The 25,132-nt window shown below is 70.3% G+C and carries 25 protein-coding genes; 15 read left to right on the top strand and 10 right to left on the bottom strand.

The features are described 5' to 3' along the window. Positions 1–183 precede the first annotated feature (183 nt). Entirely contained in the window at positions 184–1,641 is a 1,458-nt protein-coding gene (locus tag ACWBNA_RS06340; RefSeq protein ID WP_482703173.1) for an NCS2 family permease, read from the top strand. Between the two features lie 58 nt (positions 1,642–1,699). Here ACWBNA_RS06340 and ACWBNA_RS06335 read toward each other — a convergent pair whose 3' ends face one another. From ACWBNA_RS06335 to ACWBNA_RS06325, 3 genes are all read right to left on the bottom strand, one after another. Then, positions 1,700–3,145, bottom strand: coding sequence for a peptidoglycan D,D-transpeptidase FtsI family protein (locus ACWBNA_RS06335; RefSeq protein WP_482703171.1), 1,446 nt, complete (start codon positions 3,143–3,145; stop codon positions 1,700–1,702). A gap of 90 nt (positions 3,146–3,235) precedes the next feature. Further along, positions 3,236–3,709, bottom strand: coding sequence for a GNAT family N-acetyltransferase (locus ACWBNA_RS06330; protein WP_482703169.1), 474 nt, complete (start codon positions 3,707–3,709; stop codon positions 3,236–3,238). A gap of 3 nt (positions 3,710–3,712) precedes the next feature. Next, positions 3,713–4,486, bottom strand: coding sequence for an IclR family transcriptional regulator (locus ACWBNA_RS06325; RefSeq protein ID WP_217235771.1), 774 nt, complete (start codon positions 4,484–4,486; stop codon positions 3,713–3,715). Between the two features lie 159 nt (positions 4,487–4,645). On the opposite strand from ACWBNA_RS06325, the gene ACWBNA_RS06320 reads away from it, so the two are divergent. Together ACWBNA_RS06320 and ACWBNA_RS06315 are read left to right on the top strand one after the other, a co-directional pair. Then, positions 4,646–6,175, top strand: coding sequence for an aldehyde dehydrogenase (NADP(+)) (locus ACWBNA_RS06320; protein WP_482703166.1), 1,530 nt, complete (start codon positions 4,646–4,648; stop codon positions 6,173–6,175). 103 nt (positions 6,176–6,278) lie between these two features. Further along, the gene (locus tag ACWBNA_RS06315; RefSeq protein ID WP_482703164.1) at positions 6,279–6,887 is read left to right on the top strand and encodes a DUF1349 domain-containing protein; all 609 of its coding nucleotides are present in this window, start codon (positions 6,279–6,281) and stop codon (positions 6,885–6,887) included. On the opposite strand, the gene ACWBNA_RS06310 is transcribed toward ACWBNA_RS06315, so the two are convergent. After that, on the bottom strand, positions 6,853–8,235 hold the full coding sequence (locus ACWBNA_RS06310; RefSeq protein ID WP_482703162.1) for an MFS transporter: 1,383 nt from the start codon (positions 8,233–8,235) through the stop codon (positions 6,853–6,855). The two genes, ACWBNA_RS06315 and ACWBNA_RS06310, sit on opposite strands and share 35 nt — an antisense overlap. Before the next feature lie 70 nt (positions 8,236–8,305). Between ACWBNA_RS06310 and ACWBNA_RS06305 the strand changes: the two genes are divergently transcribed. The 5 genes from ACWBNA_RS06305 (at position 8,306) to ACWBNA_RS06285 (ending at position 12,988) form a co-directional block, all read left to right on the top strand. Continuing rightward, positions 8,306–9,307: a GlxA family transcriptional regulator gene (locus tag ACWBNA_RS06305; RefSeq protein WP_482703160.1), complete on the top strand. Its 1,002-nt coding sequence runs from the start codon at positions 8,306–8,308 to the stop codon at positions 9,305–9,307. Positions 9,308–9,368: 61 nt separating this feature from the next. Then, a complete protein-coding gene (locus ACWBNA_RS06300) occupies positions 9,369–10,085 on the top strand; it encodes a DsbA family oxidoreductase (protein ID WP_482703158.1) in 717 nt (238 codons plus the stop codon). Between the two features lie 100 nt (positions 10,086–10,185). Continuing rightward, complete coding sequence (locus ACWBNA_RS06295) at positions 10,186–11,238, top strand: aminotransferase class V-fold PLP-dependent enzyme (protein WP_482703156.1); 1,053 nt, start codon at positions 10,186–10,188, stop codon at positions 11,236–11,238. Between the two features lie 54 nt (positions 11,239–11,292). Continuing rightward, complete coding sequence (locus ACWBNA_RS06290) at positions 11,293–11,928, top strand: RNA polymerase sigma factor (protein ID WP_482703154.1); 636 nt, start codon at positions 11,293–11,295, stop codon at positions 11,926–11,928. 43 nt (positions 11,929–11,971) lie between these two features. Beyond that, positions 11,972–12,988, top strand: coding sequence for a maleylpyruvate isomerase family mycothiol-dependent enzyme (locus ACWBNA_RS06285; protein ID WP_482703152.1), 1,017 nt, complete (start codon positions 11,972–11,974; stop codon positions 12,986–12,988). 21 nt (positions 12,989–13,009) lie between these two features. Here the strand turns inward: ACWBNA_RS06285 and thpD are convergent, their stop codons facing one another. From thpD to ACWBNA_RS06255, 6 genes are all read right to left on the bottom strand, one after another. Next, on the bottom strand, positions 13,010–13,906 hold the full coding sequence (gene thpD / locus ACWBNA_RS06280) for an ectoine hydroxylase (protein ID WP_482703150.1): 897 nt from the start codon (positions 13,904–13,906) through the stop codon (positions 13,010–13,012). 7 nt (positions 13,907–13,913) lie between these two features. Continuing rightward, positions 13,914–14,318 (bottom strand): ectoine synthase, encoded by a 405-nt coding sequence (locus ACWBNA_RS06275; RefSeq protein ID WP_482703148.1) that lies wholly within the window; start codon positions 14,316–14,318, stop codon positions 13,914–13,916. A gap of 56 nt (positions 14,319–14,374) precedes the next feature. Next, positions 14,375–15,646 carry a diaminobutyrate--2-oxoglutarate transaminase gene (ectB, locus tag ACWBNA_RS06270; RefSeq protein ID WP_482703146.1) on the bottom strand — a complete coding sequence of 424 codons (1,272 nt, stop codon included), beginning with the start codon at positions 15,644–15,646 and terminating at the stop codon, positions 14,375–14,377. A 27-nt stretch (positions 15,647–15,673) separates the two neighbouring features. Further along, positions 15,674–16,192 carry a diaminobutyrate acetyltransferase gene (gene ectA / locus ACWBNA_RS06265; protein WP_482703144.1) on the bottom strand — a complete coding sequence of 173 codons (519 nt, stop codon included), beginning with the start codon at positions 16,190–16,192 and terminating at the stop codon, positions 15,674–15,676. A gap of 291 nt (positions 16,193–16,483) precedes the next feature. After that, on the bottom strand, positions 16,484–16,999 hold the full coding sequence (locus ACWBNA_RS06260) for a DinB family protein (protein WP_482703142.1): 516 nt from the start codon (positions 16,997–16,999) through the stop codon (positions 16,484–16,486). Between the two features lie 178 nt (positions 17,000–17,177). Beyond that, a complete protein-coding gene (locus tag ACWBNA_RS06255; RefSeq protein WP_482703140.1) occupies positions 17,178–18,278 on the bottom strand; it encodes a pyridoxal-phosphate-dependent aminotransferase family protein in 1,101 nt (366 codons plus the stop codon). 229 nt (positions 18,279–18,507) lie between these two features. On the opposite strand from ACWBNA_RS06255, the gene ACWBNA_RS06250 reads away from it, so the two are divergent. The 7 genes from ACWBNA_RS06250 (at position 18,508) to ACWBNA_RS06220 (ending at position 25,074) form a co-directional block, all read left to right on the top strand. Then, on the top strand, positions 18,508–19,359 hold the full coding sequence (locus tag ACWBNA_RS06250) for a transporter substrate-binding domain-containing protein (RefSeq protein WP_482703138.1): 852 nt from the start codon (positions 18,508–18,510) through the stop codon (positions 19,357–19,359). After that, positions 19,356–20,192, top strand: a complete 837-nt coding sequence (locus tag ACWBNA_RS06245) for an amino acid ABC transporter permease (RefSeq protein WP_482703136.1) — start codon at positions 19,356–19,358, stop codon at positions 20,190–20,192. The genes ACWBNA_RS06250 and ACWBNA_RS06245 overlap by 4 nt, the downstream gene beginning before the upstream one ends. Beyond that, complete coding sequence (locus ACWBNA_RS06240) at positions 20,189–20,998, top strand: amino acid ABC transporter ATP-binding protein (RefSeq protein WP_482703134.1); 810 nt, start codon at positions 20,189–20,191, stop codon at positions 20,996–20,998. The genes ACWBNA_RS06245 and ACWBNA_RS06240 overlap by 4 nt, the downstream gene beginning before the upstream one ends. Before the next feature lie 55 nt (positions 20,999–21,053). After that, entirely contained in the window at positions 21,054–21,845 is a 792-nt protein-coding gene (locus tag ACWBNA_RS06235) for a PIG-L deacetylase family protein (protein WP_482703132.1), read from the top strand. 26 nt (positions 21,846–21,871) lie between these two features. After that, the gene (locus ACWBNA_RS06230) at positions 21,872–22,963 is read left to right on the top strand and encodes an amidohydrolase family protein (protein WP_482703130.1); all 1,092 of its coding nucleotides are present in this window, start codon (positions 21,872–21,874) and stop codon (positions 22,961–22,963) included. 360 nt (positions 22,964–23,323) lie between these two features. Next, positions 23,324–24,178 (top strand): ABC transporter permease, encoded by an 855-nt coding sequence (locus tag ACWBNA_RS06225; RefSeq protein WP_482703343.1) that lies wholly within the window; start codon positions 23,324–23,326, stop codon positions 24,176–24,178. After that, positions 24,175–25,074, top strand: a complete 900-nt coding sequence (locus ACWBNA_RS06220) for a carbohydrate ABC transporter permease (protein ID WP_482703128.1) — start codon at positions 24,175–24,177, stop codon at positions 25,072–25,074. Before ACWBNA_RS06225 ends, ACWBNA_RS06220 begins: the two co-directional genes overlap by 4 nt. Positions 25,075–25,132 lie beyond the last annotated feature (58 nt).

The following is a 25,132-nucleotide window of genomic DNA, read 5'->3' as shown; positions in this document are numbered from 1 at the left end:
CGCCGGGACGAGATCCGGAAGCGTAGCAGTGATCGAACACGTGCTTCGTACGGGCCTTCGAACGCTGTATGGTCCCCCGACCCCCGATTCCGTAACACGGAGAAAACCTGAAACAGGTTCAACGCAGGAACAATCCAGCCAGCATCCGCGCACCGATCATTCAGGCAACAAGGAGCAACAACCATGTCCGAACCGCAGAAGGTGGCCGACCGGCGAAGCGCCCCGCCACCCGCGACGAACAGCGTCGACCGGTTCTTCAAGATCTCCGAACGGGGATCCAGCTTCGCCCGTGAGATACGCGGCGGCTTCGCCACGTTCTTCACGATGGCCTACATCCTTGTCCTGAATCCCATCATCCTCGGCAGTGCCAAGGACAAGTTCGGACACCAGCTGGATGCGGTCCAACTCACCACCGCCACCGCCCTGGTGGCCGCCGTCATGACGATCATCATGGGCGTCGGCGGCAACCTGCCCCTCGCGCTCGCCGCCGGCCTCGGCCTGAACGCGGTCGTCGCCTTCCAGATCGCCCCGCTGATGAGCTGGGACGACGCGATGGGTCTGGTCGTCCTCGAAGGCCTGCTGATCTGCGTCCTGGTGGTGACCGGACTGCGCGAGGCGGTCATGCACGCCATCCCGCAAGCCCTCAAACAGGCCATCAGCGTCGGCATCGGCCTGTTCATCGCCTTCATCGGCTTCGTCGACGCCGGTTTCGTCACCCGCATCCCGGACATCGCGGGCACCACGGTCCCGGTCCAGATCGGCGCCACCGGCACCCTCACCGGCTGGCCGATCCTCGTCTTCTGCCTCGGCGTGCTGCTGACGATCGGACTGCTCGCCCGCAAGGTCAAGGGCGCCATCCTGATCAGCATCGTCACCATGACGGTCATCGCGATGATCATCAACTCGATCGCCGACATCAAGGCCTGGGGCCTGACCACGCCCGCCTGGCCCGACAAGGTCGTCGACACCCCCGACTTCGGGCTGATCGGTCACTTCAGCCTGTTCGGCGCCTTCGACGCGGCCGGCGTCGGTGTGATCACCGTCGTCCTGCTGATCTTCACGCTGATCCTGTCCGACTTCTTCGACACCATGGGCACCGTCGTCGGCATCAGCGCCGAAGCCGGCCTGCTCGACGAGGAGGGCAAGGTGCCCAACCTCGGCCGGGTGCTGCTCATCGACGGTGCCGCGGCGGTCGCGGGCGGCGCGGCCTCGTCCTCCTCCGCCACCTCCTACATCGAGTCGGCGGCCGGCGTCGGCGAGGGCTCGCGCACCGGCTTCTCCAACCTGGTCACCGGCGGCATGTTCGCCCTGGCCCTGTTCCTGACCCCGCTGCTCACCATCGTCCCGCTGCAGGCGGCCGCCCCGGCCCTGGTCGCCGTCGGCTTCCTGATGATGACCCAGGTCAAGCACATCGACTGGGACAAGTACGAGATCGCCATCCCGGCGTTCCTGACCATCGCCGTCATGCCGTTCACCTACTCCATCACCAACGGCATCGGCGCCGGCTTCCTCGCCTACGTGGTGATCAAGGCGGTCCTCGGCAAGGCCAAGGAGATCCACTGGCTGCTGTGGGCGACCTCGGCGCTGTTCCTGGTGTACTTCGCGATCGACCCGATCGAGCAGGTCCTCGGCGCGAAGTAGCGCGTCGGCGAAGCACATCGGGTCCGGGGCAGCCTGCGAGGGGCTGCCCCGGACCTTCCTACTTCTCCAGCGCCGCTTCCATCACGGCCTTGGCGACCGGCGCGGCCAGACCGTTGCCGCTGACCTCCGAGCGGGCCGCGTTCGACTGCTCCACGATCACCGCCACGGCGACCTGCTTGCCGTCGGTCTTGCCGTACGACGTGAACCAGGCGTACGGCGTCTTGCTGTTGTTCTCGCCGTGCTGGGCCGTACCGGTCTTGCCGCCCACCGTCGCGCCCGGAATCTGCGCGTTCGTGCCGGTGCCCTTCTCGACGACCGTCTGCATCGCCGACTGCAGCTGCTCGGCGGTGGAGGAGCTGACGATCTCCGTGGTGTCGGTGTTGTCGTCGTAGTTCTCCAGGGCGTCACCGCCGCTGTCGGTGATCTGCGACACCATGTGCGGCGTCACCAGCTTGCCGCCGTTGGCTATCGCCGCCGACACCATGGCCATCTGCAGCGGCGTCGCCGTCACGTCGAACTGGCCGATGCCCGTCAGGGCCGTCTCCGCCTCGTCCATGTCCTTCGGGTACACACTCTCGTACGCCCGCACCGGCACGTCCTGCGAGGCGTCGTTGAACCCGAACTTCTCCGCCTGCGCCCGGACCTTGTCCTGGCCCAGGTCGACGGCCATCTTCCCGAAGACGTTGTTGCAGGAGTACTGCAGGGCCACCCGGATCGAGGCGTTCTCGCAGGGCGCCGACGGGTTCTCGTTCGACAGCACCCTGTTGGAGAGCGGCAGCGGATAGGGGTTCGGGCTGTCCGTCCGCTCGTCCACCGAGGAGTACAGCCCGTCCTCCAGCGCGGCCGCCGCGACGACCAGCTTGAACGTCGAGCCCGGCGGCAGCGGCTGGCGCAGCGCCCGGTTCGTCATCGGCTTCTCGGGGTCCTTGGTCAGCTGTGTCCACGCGTCGCCGGTCCCCGTGGTGAGCGTCGACGGGTCGTACGACGGGGTGGAGACGACCGCGAGGATCCTGCCGGTGGCCGGGTCGATCGCCACGGCGGCGCCCTTGCTGTCGCCGAGCGCGTCGTACGCCGCCTTCTGTACGGCAGGGTCGATCGTCGTGATGACGTTGCCCGGCTCGGCGCGCTTGCCCGTGACCGTGTCCATCACGGTCTTCAGACGGGTGTCCGTCCCGTCGAGCAGGTCCTGGTAGATGCCCTCCAACTGCGTCGCTCCGTACACCTGCGAGCTGTAGCCGGTGACGGCCGAGTAGAGCTTGCCGTCCGTGTACGTCCGCTTGTACTTGAGGTCGCTGCCCGTCGTGGGCGCCGAGCCGGTGACCGACTTTCCGCCCACGACGATGTCACCGAGCGGCTCGCTGTAGAGCTCGATCGCATTGCGCCGGTTGTCCTTGTTGTCCGCGAGCGCCTTGGCGTCGTAGAACTGCACCCAGGTCGCCCTGATCAGCAGAGCGAACACCAGGATCAGTGTGAAGACGGAGGCGCGCCTGATCGTTTTGTTCATCCCGCTCAGAAAGACGAGCGGAAGCGGACGGAACGTTCCCTTCCGGCGGTTTTCTCATCGGGTGTTCATGAAACCGGCCTCCGCCCGCACTCAGGCGTCCAGTGTCAGCACGACCTCGTCGATGTCGTCGCCGCGGGCGTTCGCGTAGCCCGTGGCCCGGGCGGCCGTCCGGAAGCCGCACTTCCTCAGAACGCGCAGAGACCCCTCGTTGTCGGCGGCTGCGCGGGCGTACAGCGGGCGTTCCGGCACCTCGGCCAGCAGCGCGTTCAGAGCGGCGGTGGCGATGCCCCGGCCCCAGTACGCGCGGTCGATCCAGTACGTGACCTCGCGCTCGCCCGGCTCGCCGTAGACCGCCGCGTTGCCCACCACGTCACCGTCCGCGAGGACGGTCCGCGCCACCACGTCGGCCGACGACCTCTGCTGTTTCCACCGGGCCTCGAAGGCGTCCCAGTCGGCCGGATCCCGTGGGGTGAAGGCAGCCATGTGCAGGGCCTGCGGGTCGTTGAGCTGCCGGAAGAAGACCGGCAGGTCGCTGTCGTGGACGTCGCGGAGTGCGACCTGCATGGTTCAGAGCCTCCGGGTGGCGAGTGTCAGTCGGTCACGGGCGTCGAACAGGGCGTCCTTCACCATCTGCTCGTGGGCGGGGGTCAGCCGGGCCACCGGCACCGAGCAGCTGATCGCGTCGCGCGCGGGAGTGCGGTAGGGGATCGCCACGCCGAAGCAGCGCAGCCCCAGTGTGTTCTCCTCGCGGTCCACGGCGAAGCCCTGGTCCCGCACCTGGTGCAGCTCCTCTATGAGCTTCTCCCGATCGGTGATCGTGTGCTCGGTCAGGGCGGGCAGGGTCTCGGGCAGCATCTTGCGGACCTGCTCGTCCGAGTAGGTGCTCAGCAGGGCCTTGCCGAGGGACGTGGAGTGCGCGGGCAGCCGGCGGCCGACCCGGGTGAAGGGGCGCAGGTAGTGCTGCGACTGGCGGGTGGCGAGGTAGACGACGTTCGTGCCGTCCAGCCGCGCCAGGTGGATCGTCTCCGTGGTGTCGTCCGAGAGGCGGTCCAGCGTCGGGCGGGCCGCCGCGACCACCTCGTCGCCGTCGATGTACGACGTGCCGACCAGCAGCGCCCGCACGCCGATGCCGTACCGCGTGCCCGTCGCGTCCGTCTCCACCCAGCCCAGTTCCACGAGCGTGCGCAGCAGCATGTACAGGCTGGACTTGGGGTACCCGACGGCCTCCTGGACCGCGGCCAGGGAGTGCATCCCGGGGCGTCCGGCGAAGTACTCCAGCAGTTCAACGGTCCGTACCGCGGACTTGACCTGTGCCCCGCCGCCTGTCTCGGCTGCCGACATCGCCCTTGACCCCTTCGTTCGACGGGAAATAGTCTCCGACAGCATATTCACCATCAGAGACAGCGTTCAACATATCGAACGACCCTGGTGGATGACCTAGTAACTGCGGCAATAAAGCGGCAAACACGCCGACGGCCGAGCAATGTGGAGGGACTCGCGGTGGCAGCAGCACCAGTCTGGAGTGTCGACCCCCGAACCGGGAAGCAGCGTGAACAGGTTGCGGTGGAGGCCACAGCCCAGGAGGTGGACGCCGCCGTCCGCGCCGCGCACGCCGCGCGCGGCGCCCTCGCCGACCGCACGGTCCGCGCGGCCTTCCTGCGCAGCGCCGCGGCCGGCCTGGAGGCGTCCAAGGACCACCTCGTCGAGGCCGCCGACGCCGAGACCGCGCTCGGCCCGGTCCGGCTGACCGGCGAGCTCGCCCGCACCTGCTACCAGCTGCGGGCCTTCGCGGACATCGTCGACGAGGGCGCCTTCCTCGACGTCGTCATCAACCACCCCGACGACACCGCGACGCCGCCGATCCCGGACCTGCGCCGCTACAAGGTGCCGCTCGGCGTCGTCGCCGTCTACTCGGCGTCCAACTTCCCCTTCGCCTTCTCCGTCGCCGGCGGAGACACCGCGAGCGCGCTGGGCGCGGGCTGCCCGGTCGTCGTCAAGGCCCACCCCGACCACCCGGGCCTGTCCGAGCTGGTCGCGTCCGTCCTGCGGCGGGCCGCCGCCGAGCACGGCATCCCGGACGGTGTCGTGGGCCTCGTCCACGGCTTCGAGGCGGGCATCGAACTGATCAAGCACCCGCTGGTCGCCGCGGCGGGCTTCACGGGTTCCATCCGGGGCGGGCGTGCCCTCTTCGACGCGGCGGCCGCGCGGCCGGTGCCGATCCCGTTCCACGGTGAGCTGGGATCGCTGAACCCCGTCGTCATCACCGAGGCGGCGGCCGCGGAACGCGCCGAGGCGATCGGCACGGGCCTCGCCGGTTCGCTGACGCTGGGCGTCGGCCAGTTCTGCGTGAAGCCGGGGCTCGTTCTCGCCCCGTCCGGTGCGTCGGGCGACCGTCTGCTGAAGTCCCTGACCGACGCCGTCAGCGACACCGAGGCCGGGGTGCTCCTCGACCACCGGATGCGCGACAACTTCGTCGCGGGCGTCGCCGAGCGGGCCGAGCTGCCCGACGTGGACTCCCCGGTGACGCCCGGCGCGGGTGGCGAGCACACGGTGAGCGCGGGCTTCCTGACGGTGGCGGCGGAGAAGCTGACGAGCGAGGGCGCCTACGACCTCCTCCTTGAGGAGTGCTTCGGACCGGTGACCGTCGTGGCCCGCTACGACGACGACGCGCAGGCACAGGCCGTCCTGTCCCGTCTCCCCGGCAACCTCACCGCGACGGTTCACCTGTCGACGGAGGAGGCGGCCGGTGAGGGACGTGGCGCGGAGATCCTCGCCGAGCTGACGCCGCTGGCCGGTCGCGTGCTGGTGAACGGGTGGCCGACGGGTGTCGCCGTGGCCGCGGCCCAGCATCACGGTGGTCCGTACCCGGCCACGACGTCGACGTCGACGTCCGTCGGCGGGACGGCCATCGAGCGGTGGCTGCGGCCGGTCGCGTACCAGAACGCGCCGGGGGCGCTGCTTCCGGCGGAGCTTCGGGACGAGAATCCGCTGGGGCTGCCGCGCAGGTTCAACGGGCGCCTGGAACGATAGCGCCGTAGGGGTGCGGTGGACTGCCGTCTGCCGGTCCGCCGTGGCCGGTCGCGCAGTTCCCCGCGCCCCCGAAAACCTCGACCGGACCTGCGAGAGTCAGGCAATGGACGTGGAGATTCCCGAACTGCCCTTTCCTCTCCGTACCTATGGTCCCGACGGCAGTTGGTCCCACGAGGACGGTGTGCTCACCGGATGGGCGGGTCCCCGGCAGGACCGCTTCGTGCCGCCGACCGGCGAGGGGCTGGACCCCGCCTCCGACGCACCGCGGCTGCTGGGTGACCCCGAAGGGGACTTCCAGCTGATCGCGCGCGTCACCGTGGGGTTCGCCGGGGCCTTCGACGCGGGGGTGCTCTACGTCCATGTCGGTGAGCGGGCCTGGGCCAAGCTGTGCCTGGAGTACTCCCCGGACGTGGCCACCGTCTGCACGGTGGTCACCCGGGGGCACTCCGACGACGCCAACTCCTGGACGGTCGAGGGCAGTTCCGTCTGGCTCAGGGTGAGCCGCACCGGCCGCGCCTTCGCCTTCCACGCCTCCCGCGACGGACAGCGCTGGACCTTCGTCCGGCTCTTCACCCTCGGGGGCGAGAAGGAGACCGGCGCGGCCCTGGTCGGGTTCATGGCGCAGTCGCCGCTGGGCGAGGGCTGCGTGGTGACGTACGACCACATCGAGTTCCGGCCTAGCTGGCCGAAGGACCTGAGAGACGGCAGCTGAGCGCGAACGTCACCGCCAGCAGGGCCGCGCTGATGACCAGGCTCAGCCGCATCCCCTCGACGAACCCGTCGGAGACCAGCGCCCCGAAGACGGCGATCCCCAGACCCCCGGACACCTGGCGCGCCGAGTTGAGCACTCCGGCCGCCAGCCCCGCCCGCTCGGCGGGTACGGCGTCCATCATCGCCGCGGTCAGCGGCGGCACCGTCAGTGCGCAGCCCAGCGCCATGGGGACGAGGAGGACGGCCACCAGAGCCGACGGCGTGCCGGTGTCAACGGACAGCAGGACCAGCAGTCCCGCGCAGGCCAGCCCCTGCCCCACCAGCATGGGCAGCCGGGGGCCGTACCGGCCGGCGAGCTTGCCCGCCACCACGTTCGTCACCGCGATCAGCCCGGTCATCGGCAGGAACATCAGCCCCGCGGCCAGTGCGGAGCGCCCCTGGACCTGCTGGAAGAAGAGCGAGAAGACGAACACCATGCTGTAGAAGGCGACGCTGACCGCCGCGCCCGTCGCGACCGTCGCGGTCACGGTCCGGTCGCGGAAGAGCCCGAGAGGGACGACCGGATGCGGTTGGCGTGCCTCGATCCGAAGGAACGCGGCACCGGCGACGACGGCCACCGCTCCCGCGGCCCAGCCCGCCGCCCCGCCCTCGATCACGGCGAACGTCAGGGCCGTCAGGGCCAGCACCGCCGTCACCTGGCCGGGCAGATCCAGCGGTGCCGGACGACGTTCCGAGCGTGGGGCCCGCACCAACAGGGCCAGGATCACCAGCCCCACCGGCAGGTTGACGAAGAAGATCCCGCGCCAGTCCCAGGCCGTCGTGAGCGCACCGCCCGCCACCGGGCCGAGGGCCACCGCCGCCGAACCCCCTGCCGCCCACAGGGCCACTGCCCGTGCCCGCCCGGCCGGATCGGCGTAGGCCTGCCGGACCAGCGCCAGCGAGGCCGGGAGCACGACGGCCGCCGCCACGCCCTGCACCACCCGCGCGCCGATCAGGGCCGGCAGGTTCGGCGCCAGCCCGCCGGCCACCGAGGCGAGCGTGAACACCGCGGTGCCCAGCGCGTACGCGCGGCTCGCCCCCGCCCGGTCGGAGAACGCCCCGGTGGACAGCATGAGCGCGGCGAAGGCCAGCGTGTACGCGTCCACCACCCACTGCAGACCGGACATGCCGCTGTCGAAGGAGGAGCCGATCGCGGGCAGCGCCACGTTCACCACGGACGCGTCGAGGCAGATCAGCGCGAAGCCGAGCAGGGCGGCGGTGAGGGTGAGTGCGGGGGAGGGCCGATCGGCGCCCAACTCCTGTCGGCCGGTGGCGTGTTCGTCGGCCTGGAGGGTCCGGTTCGTTGACATGACTCCATGCTGCGGATCTCCGCCGACGTACAGTAGTGGCCGCAATGCCATATGCCCGGAGGTTCTGGCCATGACCCAGTCGGTCGTCCCGCACCGCGTCGTCGTCATCGCGCCCTCGCCCGTGTCGATGTTCAACCTCGCCATCCCGGAGATGCTCTTCGGCAAGGTCGTCAAGGACGGGCGGCCCGGGTACGAGGTGGTGATCTGCGCGGCCGAGCCGGGACCGGTGCCCACCACCGGCGGCCTCGATCTGTTCGTGGGGCGCGGTCTCGACGCGGTGCGCGACGCGGACACGGTGCTGGTGGCGGGCACTGGGACGCCGTTCGAGCCGGAGCCGCGGATCGTGGCCGCGGTGCGCGAGGCGGCCGCCGCCGGCAAGCGGATCGCGTCCCTGTGCACCGGCGCCTTCCAGCTCGCCGAGGCCGGCCTGCTGGCGGGGCGCAGGGCCACGACGTACTGGGCGCACGCCGAGGAACTCCGCAGGCGGTACCCCGAGGTCGACCTGTGCGGAGACGTGCTGTTCGTGCAGGACGGGCCGTATCTGACGGCGTCCGGCTACGCCGCCGGCATCGACCTGTGCCTGCACGTCATCCGCACCGACTACGGCGCCGCGGTCGCCAACCAGGTCGCCCGGCTCGCGCTCGTCGCCCCGGTCCGCCCCGGCGGCCAGACCCAGTTCACCCAGACCCCGCTGCCGCCCGAGCGCGGCACCGCCTGCGCCGACACCCGCGGCTGGGCCATGCGCAATCTCGACAAGCCCCTCACCCTGACCGATCTGGCCCGCCATGCCGGGGTCTCCGTGCGCACCCTCACCCGCCGCTTTCACGCCGAGAGCGGGGTCAGCCCCCTCCAGTGGCTGCTCCACCAGCGCATCGAGCGCGCCAAGGAACTCCTGGAGACCACCGGCCTGCCCATGGTGCAGGTGGCCCGCGAGAGCGGCCTCGGCACGGCCGACTCGCTGCGGGCGCATCTGGTCCGGCGGACCGGACTGCCGCCGAGCGCCTACCGGGCACAGTTCAGCCGCCTGGGAGCCACGGCCGTCGGGAGCCGGGGAATGAAACCCGCTGCTTGAACGTTCACGCACTCGCCGGAGAGAGCCTCCGTACCCCTACGACCTGGAGAGTGCTGCCACCATGCGCGTCGAGATCTGGAGCGACATCGCCTGCCCCTGGTGCTACGTGGGCAAGGCCCGCTTCGAGAAGGCGCTGGAGGCCTTCCCGCACCGCGAGCAGGTCGAGGTGGTGCACCGGTCGTTCGAGCTGGACCCCGGCCGTGCCAAGGACGACATCCAGCCCGTGCTCACGATGCTCAGCAAGAAGTACGGCATGAGCCAGGCGCAGGCCCAGGCAGGCGAGGAGAACCTCGGTGCGCAGGCCGCCGCCGAGGGGCTGGAGTACCGCACCCGCGGCCGTGACCACGGCAGCACCTTCGACATGCACCGCCTCCTCCACCTCGCCAAGGAGCAGGGCCACCAGGACGAGCTCCTCGCCCTGCTCTACAAGGCCAACTTCGCCGAGGAGCGGTCCGTCTTCGCCGAGGGCGAGGAGCGGCTCGTGGAGCTGGCCGTCGCCGCGGGGCTCGACGCCGACGCCGTCCGCGCGGTGCTCGCCGACCCGGCCGCCTACGCCGACGAGGTCCGCGCCGACGAGCGCGAGGCCGCGGAGCTCGGCGCGAACGGCGTGCCCTTCTTCGTCCTCGACCGCAAGTACGGCGTCTCCGGCGCCCAGCCCGCCGAGGTGTTCGCACAGGCGCTGACGCAGGCGTGGGGCGAGCGCGAGCCGCTGAAGCTGATCGACCAGGCGGGCGCGCAGGCGTGCGGTCCGGACGGGTGCGCGGTGCCGCAGCACTGAGGAAACGTGCAGGTCGGGGCTGACGTATAAGCACTCCTAAGAGGAATCACGTAAAAATTCGCAATGGACCGGAGGTCGGGCAGGGGCTCACAGTGGGTCCATGGAGACCTTCGAGAGCCTCGTCCGTGCCGAGTTCGCCCCGGAGAACACCTATCTGAACACCGCGAGCAGTGGGCTGCTGCCGGCCCGCACCGTCGCGGCCCTGCACGAGGCCGTGCAGCTCAGGGCCGAGGGGCGGCCGCTGGATCCCCTGTTCGCCGACGTGGAGGCCGCCCGGGCCGCCTTCGCCCGGCTGGCCGGCGTCCCGGTCGGCCGGGTCGCGGCCGGATCCTCGGTCGCCGCGTACAGCGGACTGGTCGCCGCCTCGCTCCCCGCGGGCGCCGAAGTCCTCACCGCCGAGGACGACTTCACCTCCGTCGTGAACCCCTTCCACACCCGCGGCGACCTCAAGGTCCGGGCCGTGCCGCTGGAACGGCTCGCCGAGTCCGTCCGTCACGGCACCGCGCTCGTCGCGGTCAGCTCCGCGCAGTCCGCCGACGGACGGATCGCCGACCTGCCCGCCCTCCGGGAGGCGGCCCGGCAGCACGGCGCCCGTACCTACCTCGACGTCTCCCAGTCCGCCGGCTGGCTGCCGCCCGAGGCCGACGGGTACGACTACACGGTCTGTGTCGGTTACAAGTGGCTGCTCGGGCCGCACGGCGTGAGCTTCCTCGTCGTGCCGGAGGACTTCGGCGCGCTGACGCCGATCCTGGCGGGCTGGGTCGCGGGGGAGAACCCCTGGGACAGCTGCTACGGCCCCGTCACCGAACTCGCCCACTCCGCCCGGCGCTTCGACCTGCCCCCCGCCCTCTTCTCGTACGCCGGAATGCGCCGCTCCCTCGAACTCGTCGAGGAACTCGGCGTGGACGCCGTGCACAGCCACGACCTCGGCCTGGCCGACCGCTTCCGTACGGGACTCGCCGGCCTCGGCCACGAACCGTTGCCCGCGCCCGGCTCGGCGATCGTGTCCGTGCTCGGACTCGGCCACCGCCAGCCCGACTTGGCCGGTGCGGGCATCCAGGTCTCCAACCGCGCGGGCAACCTGCGTGCCTCCTTCCATCTGTACAACACGACGGCGGACGTGGACCGGCTGCTGGACGTCCTGTCCGGCTGAACCCGGCCGAACCGGTGGCGCGGGCCCGCCCTGGACGCTAGGAAGGGCACAGGGGTGGTGGTGCCGTTGGAGCCCAGGGGCAAGACGTCCGTCGAACCGTGCGCCGACGCCGCGCTGCACCGGCGGCTGGTCCACGGCGACGAGTCGGCGCTGGCGGAGGCCTACACGGCGTACGGCGGGCTGGTGCGGCGGGTGGCCCTGCGGGTCACCCGCAGTCCGGCCGCAGCCGAGGACGTGGCGCAGGAGGTCTTCGCCCAGCTGTGGAGCCGGCCGTACGCCTTCGACGCCGGCCGGGGCACCCTGCGCACCTGGCTGTCCCTGCTCGCCCACCGGCGGGCCGTCGACTGGGTGCGCGGTGAGGCCCGGCACCGCAAGGACGCCCTTGCCGACGACCTCGCGCTGCACGCCATCCCCGACACCGGCCCCGGCCCCGACGAGGCGGTCGTCGACCGGGAACGCCGCCTGCTCCTGCACTCCGCGCTCGCCGAACTCCCGCAGCCACTGCGGGAGGTGGTGCACCTCGCCTACTTCGCGGGCCGCACCTACCGGCAGACCGCCGTCGAACTCGGCATCCCCGAGGGCACCGCCAAGACGCGCCTGCGCACGGCGCTGCGCACCTTGGCCGCGTCCCTGGCGGATGTGCCCGACCCGCCCGATCCGCCCGACCCGGCGTGGGAGACAGGCGCATGATGGCGGGCGGGAAACCGCGGGAAGAGCGGGAAGGAGGTGTGCGATGACCACGGACCACGACGGCGTACCGGACCTGCTGGCAGCCTGGGCCTTCGGCGCCCTGGAACCGGCCGACGGGAGGAAGGTCTCCCGGCACCTGGCCGAGTGCGAGGACTGCGCGGCGGAGGCGGAACGGCTGCGGGAGACGGCACGACTGCTGGACGGACCGCCGCTGGACGATCCCCCGGCGCGGCCCGCCACAGCGCGGGCCGACACGCTCCCGCTCGCCCTGCGCACCCGCCCGCCCGCACCCCGCGTCGCCCCGCACGCCGCTCCCTACGCCGCCGCCGTCGCCGGGCTGAGGGCATTGCTGCCCGAGGCGGACGGCCGCTGGGGCACTGCCGTGGTGCACGACTGGGACGTGCACGCGACCGTCGCCCACCTCCTCGCCGCGGACGAGCCCCTGGCCGGCCGGCTCGGCGTCGGCACACGGGCGCCGGTCGCACAGCCCGCCGACGAGAGCCCGGACTGGGAGCCGGCCTGGAACCGGCGTACCGCCCGGGTCATCGCCCACGAGCACAGCCGTACGCCCGAGGAGACGGTCGCCGACTGGGGCGCACAGGCCGACGCGCTGCTCGCCACACCCGAGGCGCGCGACCTGGGACCGGCCGCGTCCGCCGTGACGTTGATGGGGATGCGGCTGCCGGTCGCCGAGCACTTCCTGGTGCGCGCCTTCGAGGTGTGGATCCACACCGACGACATCGGCCGCGCCCTCGGTCTGTCCGTCCCGCCGCCGCCCGAGGCACACCTGTGGCAGCTGGTCCGGCTGGCCGTCCGCATCCTCGGCCAGGCCCTCGGACCCACCGCGCCGCCGGTGCTGTTCTCGGTCACCGGCGGCGAGCAATGGGTGCTGGGCTCCGAGGACGAGCCCGTACGCGCCGAACTCGCCCTCGATCCCGTCGACTTCTGCCTCCTCGTCGGCGGACGGTACGCGCCCGACGAGGTGCCGCGCGGTGCCGACGGGGACGCGGAGGCCGTACGGAACGTGCTGGAGCGGGCGGCGTCACTGGCATGGCTGTGACACCGCCCGCTCCCCGAGGGCCTACTTCACCGGCGTGAAGTCCCTGGCCCCGATGAACTCCGGCCGCCGCACCGGCGCCGCGAACGGCTCGACCGCCTCGTTCTCCACACTGTTGAACACGATGAAGACGTTGCTGCGCGGGAAGGGCGTGATGTTGTCGCCCGAGCCGTGCATGCAGTTGCAGTCGAACCAGGTCGCCGAACCGGCCTTGCCGGTGAACAACTTGATGCCGTACTCGCTCGCCATGGCGGTCAGCGCCTCGTCGGACGGCGTGCCCGCGTCCTGCATCTGCAGGGACTTCTTGTAGTTGTCCTTCGGCGTGGCCCCCGCGCATCCGAGGAACGTACGGTGCGACCCCGGCATGATCATGAGACCGCCGTTGGTGTCGTAGTTCTCGGTGAGTGCGATCGAGACCGACACCGTCCGCATGTTCGGCAGACCGTCCTCGGCGTGCCAGGTCTCGAAGTCGGAGTGCCAGTAGAAGCCGCTGGCGCCGAAGCCGGGCTTGACGTTGATCCGCGACTGGTGGACGTACACGTCCGAGCCGAGGATCTGCCGGGCCCGGCCGACGACCCGCTCGTCACGCACGAGGTTCGCGAAGATCTCGCTGATCTTGTGCACCTCGAAGACGGACCGGATCTCCTGGGTCCGCGGCTCGACGATGGACCGCTCGTCGGCCCGGATCGCGGGATCCGTGACGAGCCGCTCCAACTCGTTCCGGTAGAGGGGCACTTCGGCCGGGCTGATGAGCTGGTCGATGGCGAGGAAGCCGTCGCGGTCGAAGGACTGCAGCTCGGCGGGGGTGACCGGACCCGGCGTGCCGGGCGGGGACCACACCACGGGGTCCTTGCGCTCGGTGGCCACCTCGGTGGCGCCACGACTGGGATAGAGGTCGGGGATCTTGGTGGCGGTGGTCATGGTGATGTCACACCTCCTCGGGTTCGGTGAGCAACGGGTAGACACCGTTCTCGTCGTGGTCCTCCCGGCCGGTCACGGGCGGGTTGAAGACACAGATGCAGCGGAAGTCCTGCTTGATCCGCATCGTGTGCCGCTCGTGGCCGTCGAGCAGGTACATGGTCCCGGGCGTGATCGAGTACTTCTGCCCGGTCTCGTCGTCGGTGAGCTCGGCCTCGCCCTCGACGCACACGACGGCCTCGACGTGGTTCGCGTACCACATCGACGTCTCCGTACCCGCGTACAGGATCGTCTCGTGCAGGGAGAAGCCGACCTTCTCCTTGGCGAGGACGATGCGTTTGCTCTCCCAGGTTCCGGACTCGGCCTTCACGTGCCGGTCGGTGCCTTCGATGTCCTTGAACGAACGGACGATCACGGTGCTGCGATGCCTCCTAGGTGGATGTACTGATGGGGGGTCAGGCGGTCAGGCGGTCAGGCGGTTTCGCGGACGGCGCGGGCGAGGATGCTCAGCCCCGCGTCCAGTTCCTCGGGCGTGATGGTGAGCGCCGGCAGCAGCTTCACGACCTCGCTCTCCGGGCCCGACGTCTCGATGAGCAGCCCGAGTTCGAAGGCGCGATGGGCGATCTTCCCGGCGCGCGCCTTGTCGTGGAACTCCATGCCCCACACGAGCCCGCGTCCCCGGTACTCCTTCACGTCGGCGAGGTTCTCCTCGGTGATGGAGATGAACGCCTGCTCGACCTGTTCGCCGCGGGCACGGGTCTGCTTCTCCATCACGGAGCCGTCCGCCCAGTACGCCTCAAGCGTGGCGGTGGCCGTGACGAAGGCGGGGTTGTTGCCGCGGAAGGTGCCGTTGTGCTCGCCCGGCTCCCAGATGTCCAGCTCGGGCTTGAACAGGCACAGCGACATGGGCATGCCGTAGCCGCTGATGGACTTGGACACGGTGACGATGTCGGGGGTGATGCCCGCCTCCTCGAAGGAGAAGAAGGCGCCCGTGCGTCCGCAGCCCATCTGGATGTCGTCGACGATGAGCAGCATGTCCTGCCGCTCGCACAGCTCGGACAGCGCGCGCAGCCACTCCGGACGCGCGACGTTGATGCCGCCCTCGCCCTGCACGGTCTCCACGATCACCGCGGCGGGCTTGTTGAGCCCGGAGCCCTGGTCCTCGAGCAGTCGCTCGAACCAGAGGAAGTCCGGGACCTGCCCGTCGAAGTAGTTGTCGAACGGCATCGGCGTCCCGTGCACGAGCGGGATGCCCGCGCCGGCCCGCTTGAAGGCGTTGCCGGTCACGGCGAGCGAGCCGAGCGACATGCCGTGGAAGGCGTTGGTGAACGACACGATCGCCTCGCGCCCCTTCACCTTCCGCGCCAGCTTGAGCGCGGCCTCCACGGCGTTGGTGCCCGTCGGCCCGGGGAACATGACCTTGTACGGCAGGTCACGCGGCCGCAGCACCAGGTTCTGGAAGGACTCCAGGAAGGCCCGCTTGGCGGTGGTCGACATGTCGAGACCGTGCGTGACGCCGTCCCGCTCCAGGTAGTCGATCAGCGCCCGTTTGAGGACGGGGTTGTTGTGGCCGTAGTTGAGCGAGCCCGCTCCGGCGAAGAAGTCGAGGTACTCGTGGCCGTCCTCGTCGTACATGCGGCTGCCCTGTGCACGGTCGAAGACGGCGGGCCAGCCGCGGCAGTAGCTGCGCACCTCGGACTCGACGGTCTCGAAGACGCTGAGGTCGGGCTGGGTGATGGTCACGACGAATCGCTCCTCGTTGCGTGGGGGTCAGGCGGCGGGAGTGAGGGACAGGGGCCCGATGCGGTACAGGACTTCGGGGTCGTGCGGGCCGTCGGGGAACACACCGGCGTCGAACAGCACCTCGCGCTCCAGGCGGGCGCCGTGACGCTCGGCGAACGACGTGAACAGCCGCTCGGAGGCGGTGTTGCCCGGCGTGATGGTGGTCTCGACGCTGGTCACACCGCGCTCGGCGGCGGTGCGCGCGACCAGCCCGTCCAGCAGGGCGGCGGCGAGGCCGCGCCCTCGGTGCGACTCGTCCACCGCCACCTGCCAGACGAGCAGGGTGCCGGGGCGGTCCGGCCGTACGTAGCCGGTGACGAAGCCGACCGGCTCGCCGTGCTCGTCGCGAGCGACGGCCGACGTGGCGGCGAAGTCGCGACACCACAGCAGATAGCTGTAGGACGAGTTCAGGTCGAGGACCTTCGAGTCCCTTGCCATCCGCCACAGCGCGGCTCCGTCCGCCACCGCCGGGCGGTCGATTTGCAGGTCTGCTTGTGCGGCAGTCATGCGGAGTGAATTTACCGAGGGAAATTGAAAAATGCATCGCCGGTTGGGGTTACGTCCGGGCGCTGCTTGTGTTATCCGCGCGGGTGCATGCGGAAGAATGGGCCTATTTGGCAGGATAATAGGGGGCAAAACAGGCGACATGTGTAACGCGTCACAGCCATGTAATCCCCACGAGATCTGCCCGAATTCCATCGACCGACGTTCGCAGAATCTTTGCGTTTAGGTCGAGAAAAAGCGGGCAGAAGAATACGGGAAGCTGCACGCAAAAGAATACCCGGAATTAGCTTGGAATTAGGCTCCGGTAACCCCGTCGATTCGTTCCCGCAGAATGTCGGCGTGCCCGTTGTGGCGCGCGTACTCCTCGATCATGTGGATGTACACCCACCGCAGGCTGACCTCGATCCCAGCCATGAACCCGTCGGTGATCCGCCCCACGTCGTCCAGTGGCCGCCCCGCACACAGCTCCTCCCCGCGCGCGATCTCCCGCCGCCACACCGTCAGCGCCTCGTCGAGCCCCTGCTCCGGATCCAGGGCATAGCCCGTCCCGCCCGCGTACAGCGGCGGTACGTCCATCCCCGCGGCCACCCGCTGGAACCAGTTCCGCTCCACCTCCGCGAGGTGCCGCACCAGCCCGAGCAGCGTGAGCGACGACGGCGGCGCCGACGCGGCCCGCACCTGTGCGTCGTCCAGCTCCGCACACTTCAGCTCCAGCGTGGCCCGGTGGAAGGCGAGCCAGCTCTCGAGCATGGGGCGCTCGCCGCCGGTCATGAAGGGGATGGGACGGCCGTCGGGAAGGGTCATCGTCATACGGCGAGCATTACATGGGGGGTTGGCGTATCTCAGCCCGTCTGGGGGTCCCGCCTCTGGCGGAGTTTGAGGACGAGGCCCTCCGGGGCCGAAAGCGGGGGTCTGGGGGCGCAGCCCCCGGGGACGGGACGGGTAGGGGCGGCGGGGGCGAAAGAATCGAGACCTCAGTCGGCGACGACTACCGCCACGCATCCTCCGCGGCCCGCAGCGCCCCCTCCGCATCCACGTTCAACCCCTTCGCGGCCAGCGCGGCACCGAGCGCCGAAAGGCTCGCCCGCACCGCTCCCCGCGTCGCGTCCACCCCGTAGTGATTGACCCGGATCATCTCCTTGGCCAGCGCACCCCCGCCCGCCACCAGCGGCACCGCCGCGTCCGACTCCAGGGCCCGGGCCACCAGCTCCGACGCCACCACCCCCGACGGCGCCCTCAGCGTCGTGGCGACCGGCGCGGCCTCGGCGTCCTCGTACACGTACGGCTCCAGGCCCCCGCCCAGCGCCCGCGCCCCGGCCCGGGTCGCCGCGGCGACGCGCCGGTGCCGGTCCATCACGGTGTCCAGGCCGACCGACTCGATCCGTTCGAGGCACGCCTCGAGCGCGAGCATCTCCAGCTGCGCCGGCGCGTGCAGCAGCGCCTTGCGGCCGCCGTCGATCCACCTCTCCTTCCAGTCCAGCAAGGAGAGGTACGACCGTCGCGGGGCTCCCGGGTTCGCCGTCATCCGCGCCCACGCCCGCTCGCTCACCGACACGGCCGAGACCCCCGCGGGCCCGCCCATCGCCTTCTGCGCCCCGATCACGCACAGGTCGACGCCCCACGCGTCCGGCAGTACCGGCTCCGCGCCGATGGAGGCGACGGCGTCCAGGTAGAACAGCGCACCGTGGCGCCGTACGACCTCGCCGATCTCCGCGACCGGGTTGGTGTTGCCGGTCGCGGCCTCGGCGTGCACCAGGGACACGAAGTCGATCTCCGGATGCTCGGCGAAGGCGTCCCGTATCTGTTCGGCGGTGACGGCCGTGTGGAAGGGCACCGCCAGGTCGACGACCCGCGCGCCGCAGTCGCGCAGCCAGTCGCCGAAGGTCTGCCCGTACGGACCGGTGATGACGTTGAGCGCCGTGGTGCCCGGTCCGGCGGTGGCACGGATCGCACCCTCCAGCGGCAGCAGCGCCTCGCCCTGCGTGATCACCACGTCCTGTCCGGTGCCCAGCAGGCGCGTCACGCGGTCCTCGATCGACGCGAAGTGCGCCGCGGTCAACGGGGCCAGATCCAGAAACGGATGCGTCACGGCAGTGCTCTCTTCACTCACGGGGCAACGACTCCCACTCGCTCGCGGGGTAACGAGTGTCACTCACGGGGTAGACGAGACGAGGGTAACCGTCGCCCGCAGCCCTTCCCCGACCGATGACTTCTCAGGCCGGACGGCTCCGCAACCATCGGTTTGGTTTGAGGAACCCAAAGTTCTCCTTATAATCAGAACCCTCTCCACGCATAGTTCCCCCATAGGAAGGCCCGCCGTGAACACGCCCCTCGGGCGCCGGACCCGTGTCCTGGCCGCCATCACCGCGACGGCCGGGCTGGTGCTCGTGTCCGCCTGCACTTCCACCGACGACGGCGGCAGCGGCTCGAAGACCGCAGCCGGCGGGGTCGAGCTGGTCAAGGCAGGACAGCTCACCACGTGCACGCACCTGCCGTACCCGCCCTTCCAGTCGGAGATCGACGGCAAGGTGCAGGGCTTCGACGTCTCGCTCATCGACCTGGCCGCCAAGGACCTGGGCGTGAAGCAGGACGTCCTCGACACGCCCTTCGAGAACTTCAAGACCGGCGCCTTCCTCAACTCCGGCGCGTGCGACCTGGCCGCGGCCGGCATGACCATCACCGAGGAACGCAAGAAGAACGTCGACTTCTCGGACCCGTACTTCGAAGCCACCCAGGCCGTCCTGGTCGACAAGGCCAGCGGGCTCGGCTCCCTCGCCGACGTGAAGTCCAAGGGCGCCAAGCTGGGCGCCCAGGCGCAGACCACCGGCGAGGACTACGTCACGAAGCAGGGCTTCGACCCGGTCTCCTTCGAGTCCTCCGACGCGGTCCTCAACGGACTGCGCTCCGGCCAGGTCAAGGCCGTCGTCATCGACTACCCGGTCGTCCAGGGCTGGCTGAAGGACAAGGCCAACGCCGACGCCTACAAGGTGGTCGACAACCTCAACACCGGTGAGCAGTACGGCTTCACGGTGAAGAAGGGCAACACCAAGCTCCTCGCCGCGATCAACAAGGCCATCAAGGACGCCAAGGCCGACGGCACGTACAAGAAGCTCTACGAGCAGTGGATCGGCCCGTACGACGAGTCCGCGGCCTCTCCGTCCGCCTCATGAGTGATGTCACGAAACTCGACGTCACGCCCCGCAAAAAGGGTCTGACCCGACGTCAGAAGCGCAGCCTGTCGCGCGGCGTCCAGTACGCCGTCTTCGTCGCCGCCGTGATCGCCTTCGCGTTCTCGGCGGACTGGGGGCGGCTGAAGAACCAGTTCGCGCAGGTCGACATCGCCGAGCAGATGTTCCCGGACGTCATCACGCTGGCGCTGAAGAACACCGTGCTCTACACCCTGTCCGGCTTCGTCGTCGGCCTGGTGCTCGGCATGGTCATCGCGCTGATGCGGCTCTCGTCGGTCGGGCCGTACCGCTGGTTCGCCGGCGTGTACATCGAGATCTTCCGCGGCCTGCCCGCCCTGCTGATCTTCATCTTCATCGGCGTCGCCGTCCCGCTCGCCTTCCCGGGCACGGAGATCGTCGGCGGCACCTACGGCAAGGTCGCGCTCGCACTCGGCCTGGTCGCCGCCGCGTACATGGCCGAGACGATCCGCGCGGGCATCCAGGCGGTGCCCAAGGGGCAGATGGAAGCGGCCCGTTCGCTGGGCTTCTCGCCCGCACGCGCGATGGTCTCGATCATCATCCCGCAGGCGTTCCGGATCATCCTGCCGCCGCTCACCAACGAGTTGGTCCTGCTCTTCAAGGACTCCTCGCTGGTGCTGTTCCTCGGCGTCACCCTGGAGGAGCGCGAACTGTCCAAGTACGGCCGCGACCTGGCCAGCACGACCGCCAACTCCACGCCGATCCTCGTCGCCGGCCTGTGCTACCTGCTGGTCACGATCCCGCTCGGCTTCGTCGTACGCCGTATGGAGACGAAGGCCCAGGAGGCCGTGAAATGAGCGAGAAGACGCCTGGGGCGCACCCCGAGATCGAAGTCCGCGCCCTGCACAAGTCGTTCGGCGACAACGAGGTGCTGCGCGGCATCGACCTGGAGATCGGCCAGGGCGAGGTCGTGTGTGTGATCGGCCCGTCGGGCTCGGGCAAGTCGACCCTGCTCAGGTGCGTCAACCTCCTCGAGGAACCCACCAAGGGGAGGGTCTTCGTCGGCGGCACCGAACTGACGGACCCCGACGTCGACATCGACGCCGCACGCCGCCGTATCGGCATGGTCTTCCAGCAGTTCAACCTCTTCCCGCACCTGTCGGTGACGGAGAACCTCACGCTGCCGCAGCGCAGGGTGCTCCGGCGCGGCAAGGCGGAGGCCGCCCGGATCGCCGCCGAGAACCTGGAGCGGGTGGGACTGTCCGACAAGGCGGCCGCGTACCCCTCCTCTCTCTCCGGCGGCCAGCAGCAGCGCGTCGCGATCGCCCGCGCGCTGGCGATGGGCCCGGAGGTGATGCTGTTCGACGAGCCGACGTCGGCGCTCGACCCCGAGCTGGTGGGGGACGTCCTGGCGGTGATGCGCAGGCTGGCGAACGAGGGCATGACGATGATGGTCGTCACCCACGAGATGACCTTCGCGCGCGAGGTCGCCGACCGGGTCGTCTTCATGGACGGCGGAGTGATCGTCGAGGACGGCACCCCGGAGCAGGTCATCGCAGGCCCCCGCCACGAACGCACCCGCCACTTCCTCTCCCGCCTCCTCGACCCCGCGATGGCCGAGGTGGAGGAGGAGACGTCGGACCAGGTGGGCGGAAGCGCCTGAAGAAGACATACGTTTCTCTTTCGGTCAGAGTCCGCGGAGCGGCATCATTTCGGGCATGACGACTCTCGACGACGCGGGCGGCCCCGGAGCCGGTGCCGCGCTGCCTTTTCTGCCGGACGACTGGGAACGCTGCCTCGCCGTGGCCGCGCACCCGGACGACATCGAGTACGGGACGGCCGCCGCCGTGGCCCGCTGGACGGCTCGGGGCAAGCAGGTCACGTACCTGCTGGCCACCCGGGGCGAGGCGGGCATCGACGGGCTGCACCCGGACGAGGCGGGCCCGCTGCGCGAGGCCGAGGAACGGGCCGGGGCCCGCGAAGTGGGCGTGGACACGGTCGAGTTCCTCGACCACCGCGACGGAAGCATCGAGTACGGGCCGGCCCTGCGCCGCGACATCGTGCGGGCGATCCGCCGGCACCGGCCCGAGGTCGTGGTGTCGGGCGCGTACACCGTGCGGATGGTCGCCGGTGTGGTCAACCAGGCCGACCACCGCGTGGTGGGCCTCGCCGCGCTCGACGCGGCCCGCGACGCCGGCAACCGGTGGATCTTCCCGGAGCTCGCCGACGAGGGGCTCGAACCGTGGGGCGGAGTCCGCTTCGTGTGCTTCGCCGGCGCCGAGCGGCCCACCCACGGCGTGGACGTGACGGGCGAACCACTGGAGCGGGGCATCGCGTCGCTCGCCGCCCACGCCGAGTACACCAAGGGCCTCGGCGCCCAGGGCTTCGAACCCCGCTCCTTCCTGACCTGGGCGGCCCGACAGGCCGGGCCCGCGCTCGGTGTGGAGGCCGCGGTCCTCTTCGACGTGCACCGGCTCGCCTTCGAGGGGCCACCACCCTGGGAGCAGTGACACCGGGGCTGGCTAAGGTGCCGTTCATGAGCGATCGCGCGGTGCTGCACGTGAAGGGCCGGATCCTGGCCGGGCCCGAGGACGTCCGGGACGAGCTGTGGATCGTCGACGGCCGGATCTCCTACGACCGTCCCGTCGGCGCCCGTGACATCCGCCGGGTGTCGGGGTGGGCGCTTCCCGGCCTGGTCGACGCGCACTGCCACGTGGGCCTGGGCCCGCACGGGCCGGTCGAGCAGGACGTCGCGGAGAAGCAGGCGCTGACCGACCGCGAGGCCGGCACCCTGCTGATCCGCGACGCGGGTTCCCCCTCCGACACCCGCTGGATCGACGACCGCGAGGACCTGCCGAAGATCATCCGGGCGGGTCGGCACATCGCGCGCACGCGCCGCTACATCCGGGGCTACGCCCACGAGATCGAGCCGGACGACCTGGTGGCGTACGTCGCCCGGGAGGCCCGGCGCGGCGACGGCTGGGTGAAGCTGGTCGGCGACTGGATCGACCGCGAGGTGGGCGACCTGGCACCCAGCTGGCCGCGGGAGGCCGCCGAGGCGGCGATCGCGGAGGCCCACCGGCTGGGTGCGCGGGTGACGGCGCACTGCTTCGCCGAGAACTCGCTCCGTGACCTGGTGGAGTCCGGCATCGACTGCATCGAGCACGCGACGGGCCTGACGGACGAGCTGATCCCCCTGTTCGCCTCCCGTGGCGTGGCGATCGTCCCGACGCTGGTCAACATCGCCACGTTCCCCCTGCTGGCCGAGGGCGGCGAGTCCCGGTTCCCCCGCTGGGCCGCCCACATGCGCCGCCTGCACGCACGCCGCTACGACACGGTCCGCAACGCCTACGACGCCGGTATCCCGGTCTTCGTCGGCACGGACGCCGGCGGCACCCTGCCCCACGGTCTGGCGGCGGCGGAGGTCGCGGAACTGGTGACGGCCGGGATCCCACCGCTGAAGGCCCTCGCGGCGACGACCTGGGCCGCCCGGACGTGGCTCGGCCGCCCCGGCCTGGAGGAGGGCGCGGCGGCGGACCTGGTGGTGTACGAACGGGACCCCCGCACGGACGTCCGCGTACTCGCGGACCCGCTGCGGGTGGTGCTGAACGGGCGGGTCGTGGGGTGAGCGAACGGCCTGTGCCCCACCGAGCGCACTCCTCGGCGGGCACGGGACCGGCACGGCCCCGGCCGCCCACGTGAAGTCGCAGGTCGCCCCGGCCGCAGCGGAGTTGGCGCCGGGGCGCCGCAGCCGGAGCTGACCGGCCGAGCGTGTTCGCAGTCAACAGCCCTTCTGTGTCAGACCTGTTGACTGCCGAATGAAAACGTTTTAACTTCCCCTCACTCCGACATCGAGACTCGAGGGGGACCCGTGGTCGCTGTCCTACGGGAACGCGCAGGTACGGAGGAGGTTGACACAACTCGCCGTCGAACCAGCGGTGAGCATCCGCGACGAAAACGTTTGCAGAGTCGCGGTCTGATCCTGCTTCTGTTGCCCGGCCTCGCCTACTTCCTGCTGTTCCACTACGGCGCCCTGGCCGGCAACGTCATCGCCTTCAAGGAGTACGTCCCCTTCGATGGCCTCTGGGGCAGTCCCTGGGTCGGGCTCGGCAACTTCCAGCGGATGTTCGAGGACGGCGCCTTCTGGGACGCGGTGCTCAACACCGTCTGGATCGCCGTCCTGCAGCTGGCCTTCTACTTCCCGGTGCCGCTCGGCCTCGCCCTGCTCCTGCACAGCCTCACCTGGAGCTCGGTGCGCCGCTTCGTGCAGTCGGTGGCCTACCTGCCGCACTTCATCTCGTGGGTGATCGTCGTCGCCCTCTTCCAGCAGTTGCTCGGCGACACCGGACTGCTCAACACCTCGCTGGACGGCATGGGGCTGAGCACCGTCGACATCATCGGCAACCCCGACGTCTTCAAGCCGCTCACCGTCGCCCAGGTCATCTGGAAGGACGCCGGCTGGGGCACGATCATCTTCCTCGCCGCGCTGGCGCAGGTCGACGAGCAGCAGTACGAGGCCGCCGCGATCGACGGCGCCGGGCCCTGGCGGCGCTTCTGGCACGTCACGCTGCCCGCGATCCGCCCGGTGATCGTCCTGCTGCTCATCATGCGGCTCGGCGACATCCTCTCCGTCGGCTTCGAGCAGATGCTGCTGCAGCGCGACGCGGTCGGCCCGGAGGCCGCCGAGATCATCGACACCTTCGTCTACTACCAGGGCATCGTCGGCGGCGACTACGGATTCGCCGCCGCCGCGGGCCTGTTCAAGGGCGTGATCGGCGCCCTGCTCGTCTACGCCGCCAACAAGGTCGCCCACCGTCTCGGCGAACAGGGGGTCTACAAGTGAGTGCCCGCACCCGGGCCGCTGTCCGTCCCGGCTGGCTGGAGAAGCCCAAGCCGCTCACGCAGGCCGCGAAGGCCCTCGCGCTCGTCGCCGTCGTCCTGCTGGTCTGCGTGCCGTTCCTCGTCATCGTGTCGACGTCGCTGGCCTCCACCGACGAGGTCGTCGACAACGGCGGCTGGGTGCTGTGGCCGACCGAACCGTCCCTCGACGCCTACCGCGACATCCTCGACGGCGGCATCGTCACCCACGCCCTCGGCGTCAGCGCCGGCGTCACGATCGTCGGCACCCTGCTCAGCCTCGCCTGCACGGTGACCCTCGCCTACGCCCTGTCCCGCCCCGGAGTCTTCGGCGGCAAACCGGTCCTGCTCCTCATCCTGTTCACCTTCCTCTTCCCGCCCGGCATGATCCCGAGCTTCCTGCTGGTCAAGGAGCTGGGCCTGCTGGACAGTTACGCCTCGCTGGTCCTGCCCGTCCTGGTCAACGTCTTCAACCTCGTCGTCCTGCGCGGCTTCTTCCAGGGCATCCCCGAGGAGCTGTACGAGGCCGCGCGGCTCGACGGGGCGGGGGACTGGCGGGTGCTGTTCTCCGTCGTCCTGCCGCTGTCCAAGGCGGCCCTCGCCGTGGTCGGCCTGTTCTACGCGGTGTCTTACTGGAACTCCTGGTTCTACGCCTCCCTGTACCTGGAGAGCGACCACTGGCCCCTCCAACAGGTGCTGCGCACCTACGTGGTGGCCGGCTCCGGGCTCACCGACGCGACGACCGGCGAGGGCACGGTCACCGCCCCGCAGACCGTGCAGATGGCGGTGCTGGTGATCGCCACCGTGCCGATCCTGCTGGTCTACCCGTTCCTGCAGAAGTACTTCACGAAGGGCGTGCTCACGGGCGCCATCAAGAGCTGACCGGCCCGTTGCCGGCCGACCCGTCATCAAGAGCCGTGTGTAGAAAGGTGACTTGCCC

It is taken from the genome of Streptomyces sp. Q2, from assembly GCF_056820935.1.
Note: the sequence above shows the minus strand (reverse complement) of the source record. Positions and strands in the feature narration are given on the sequence as shown.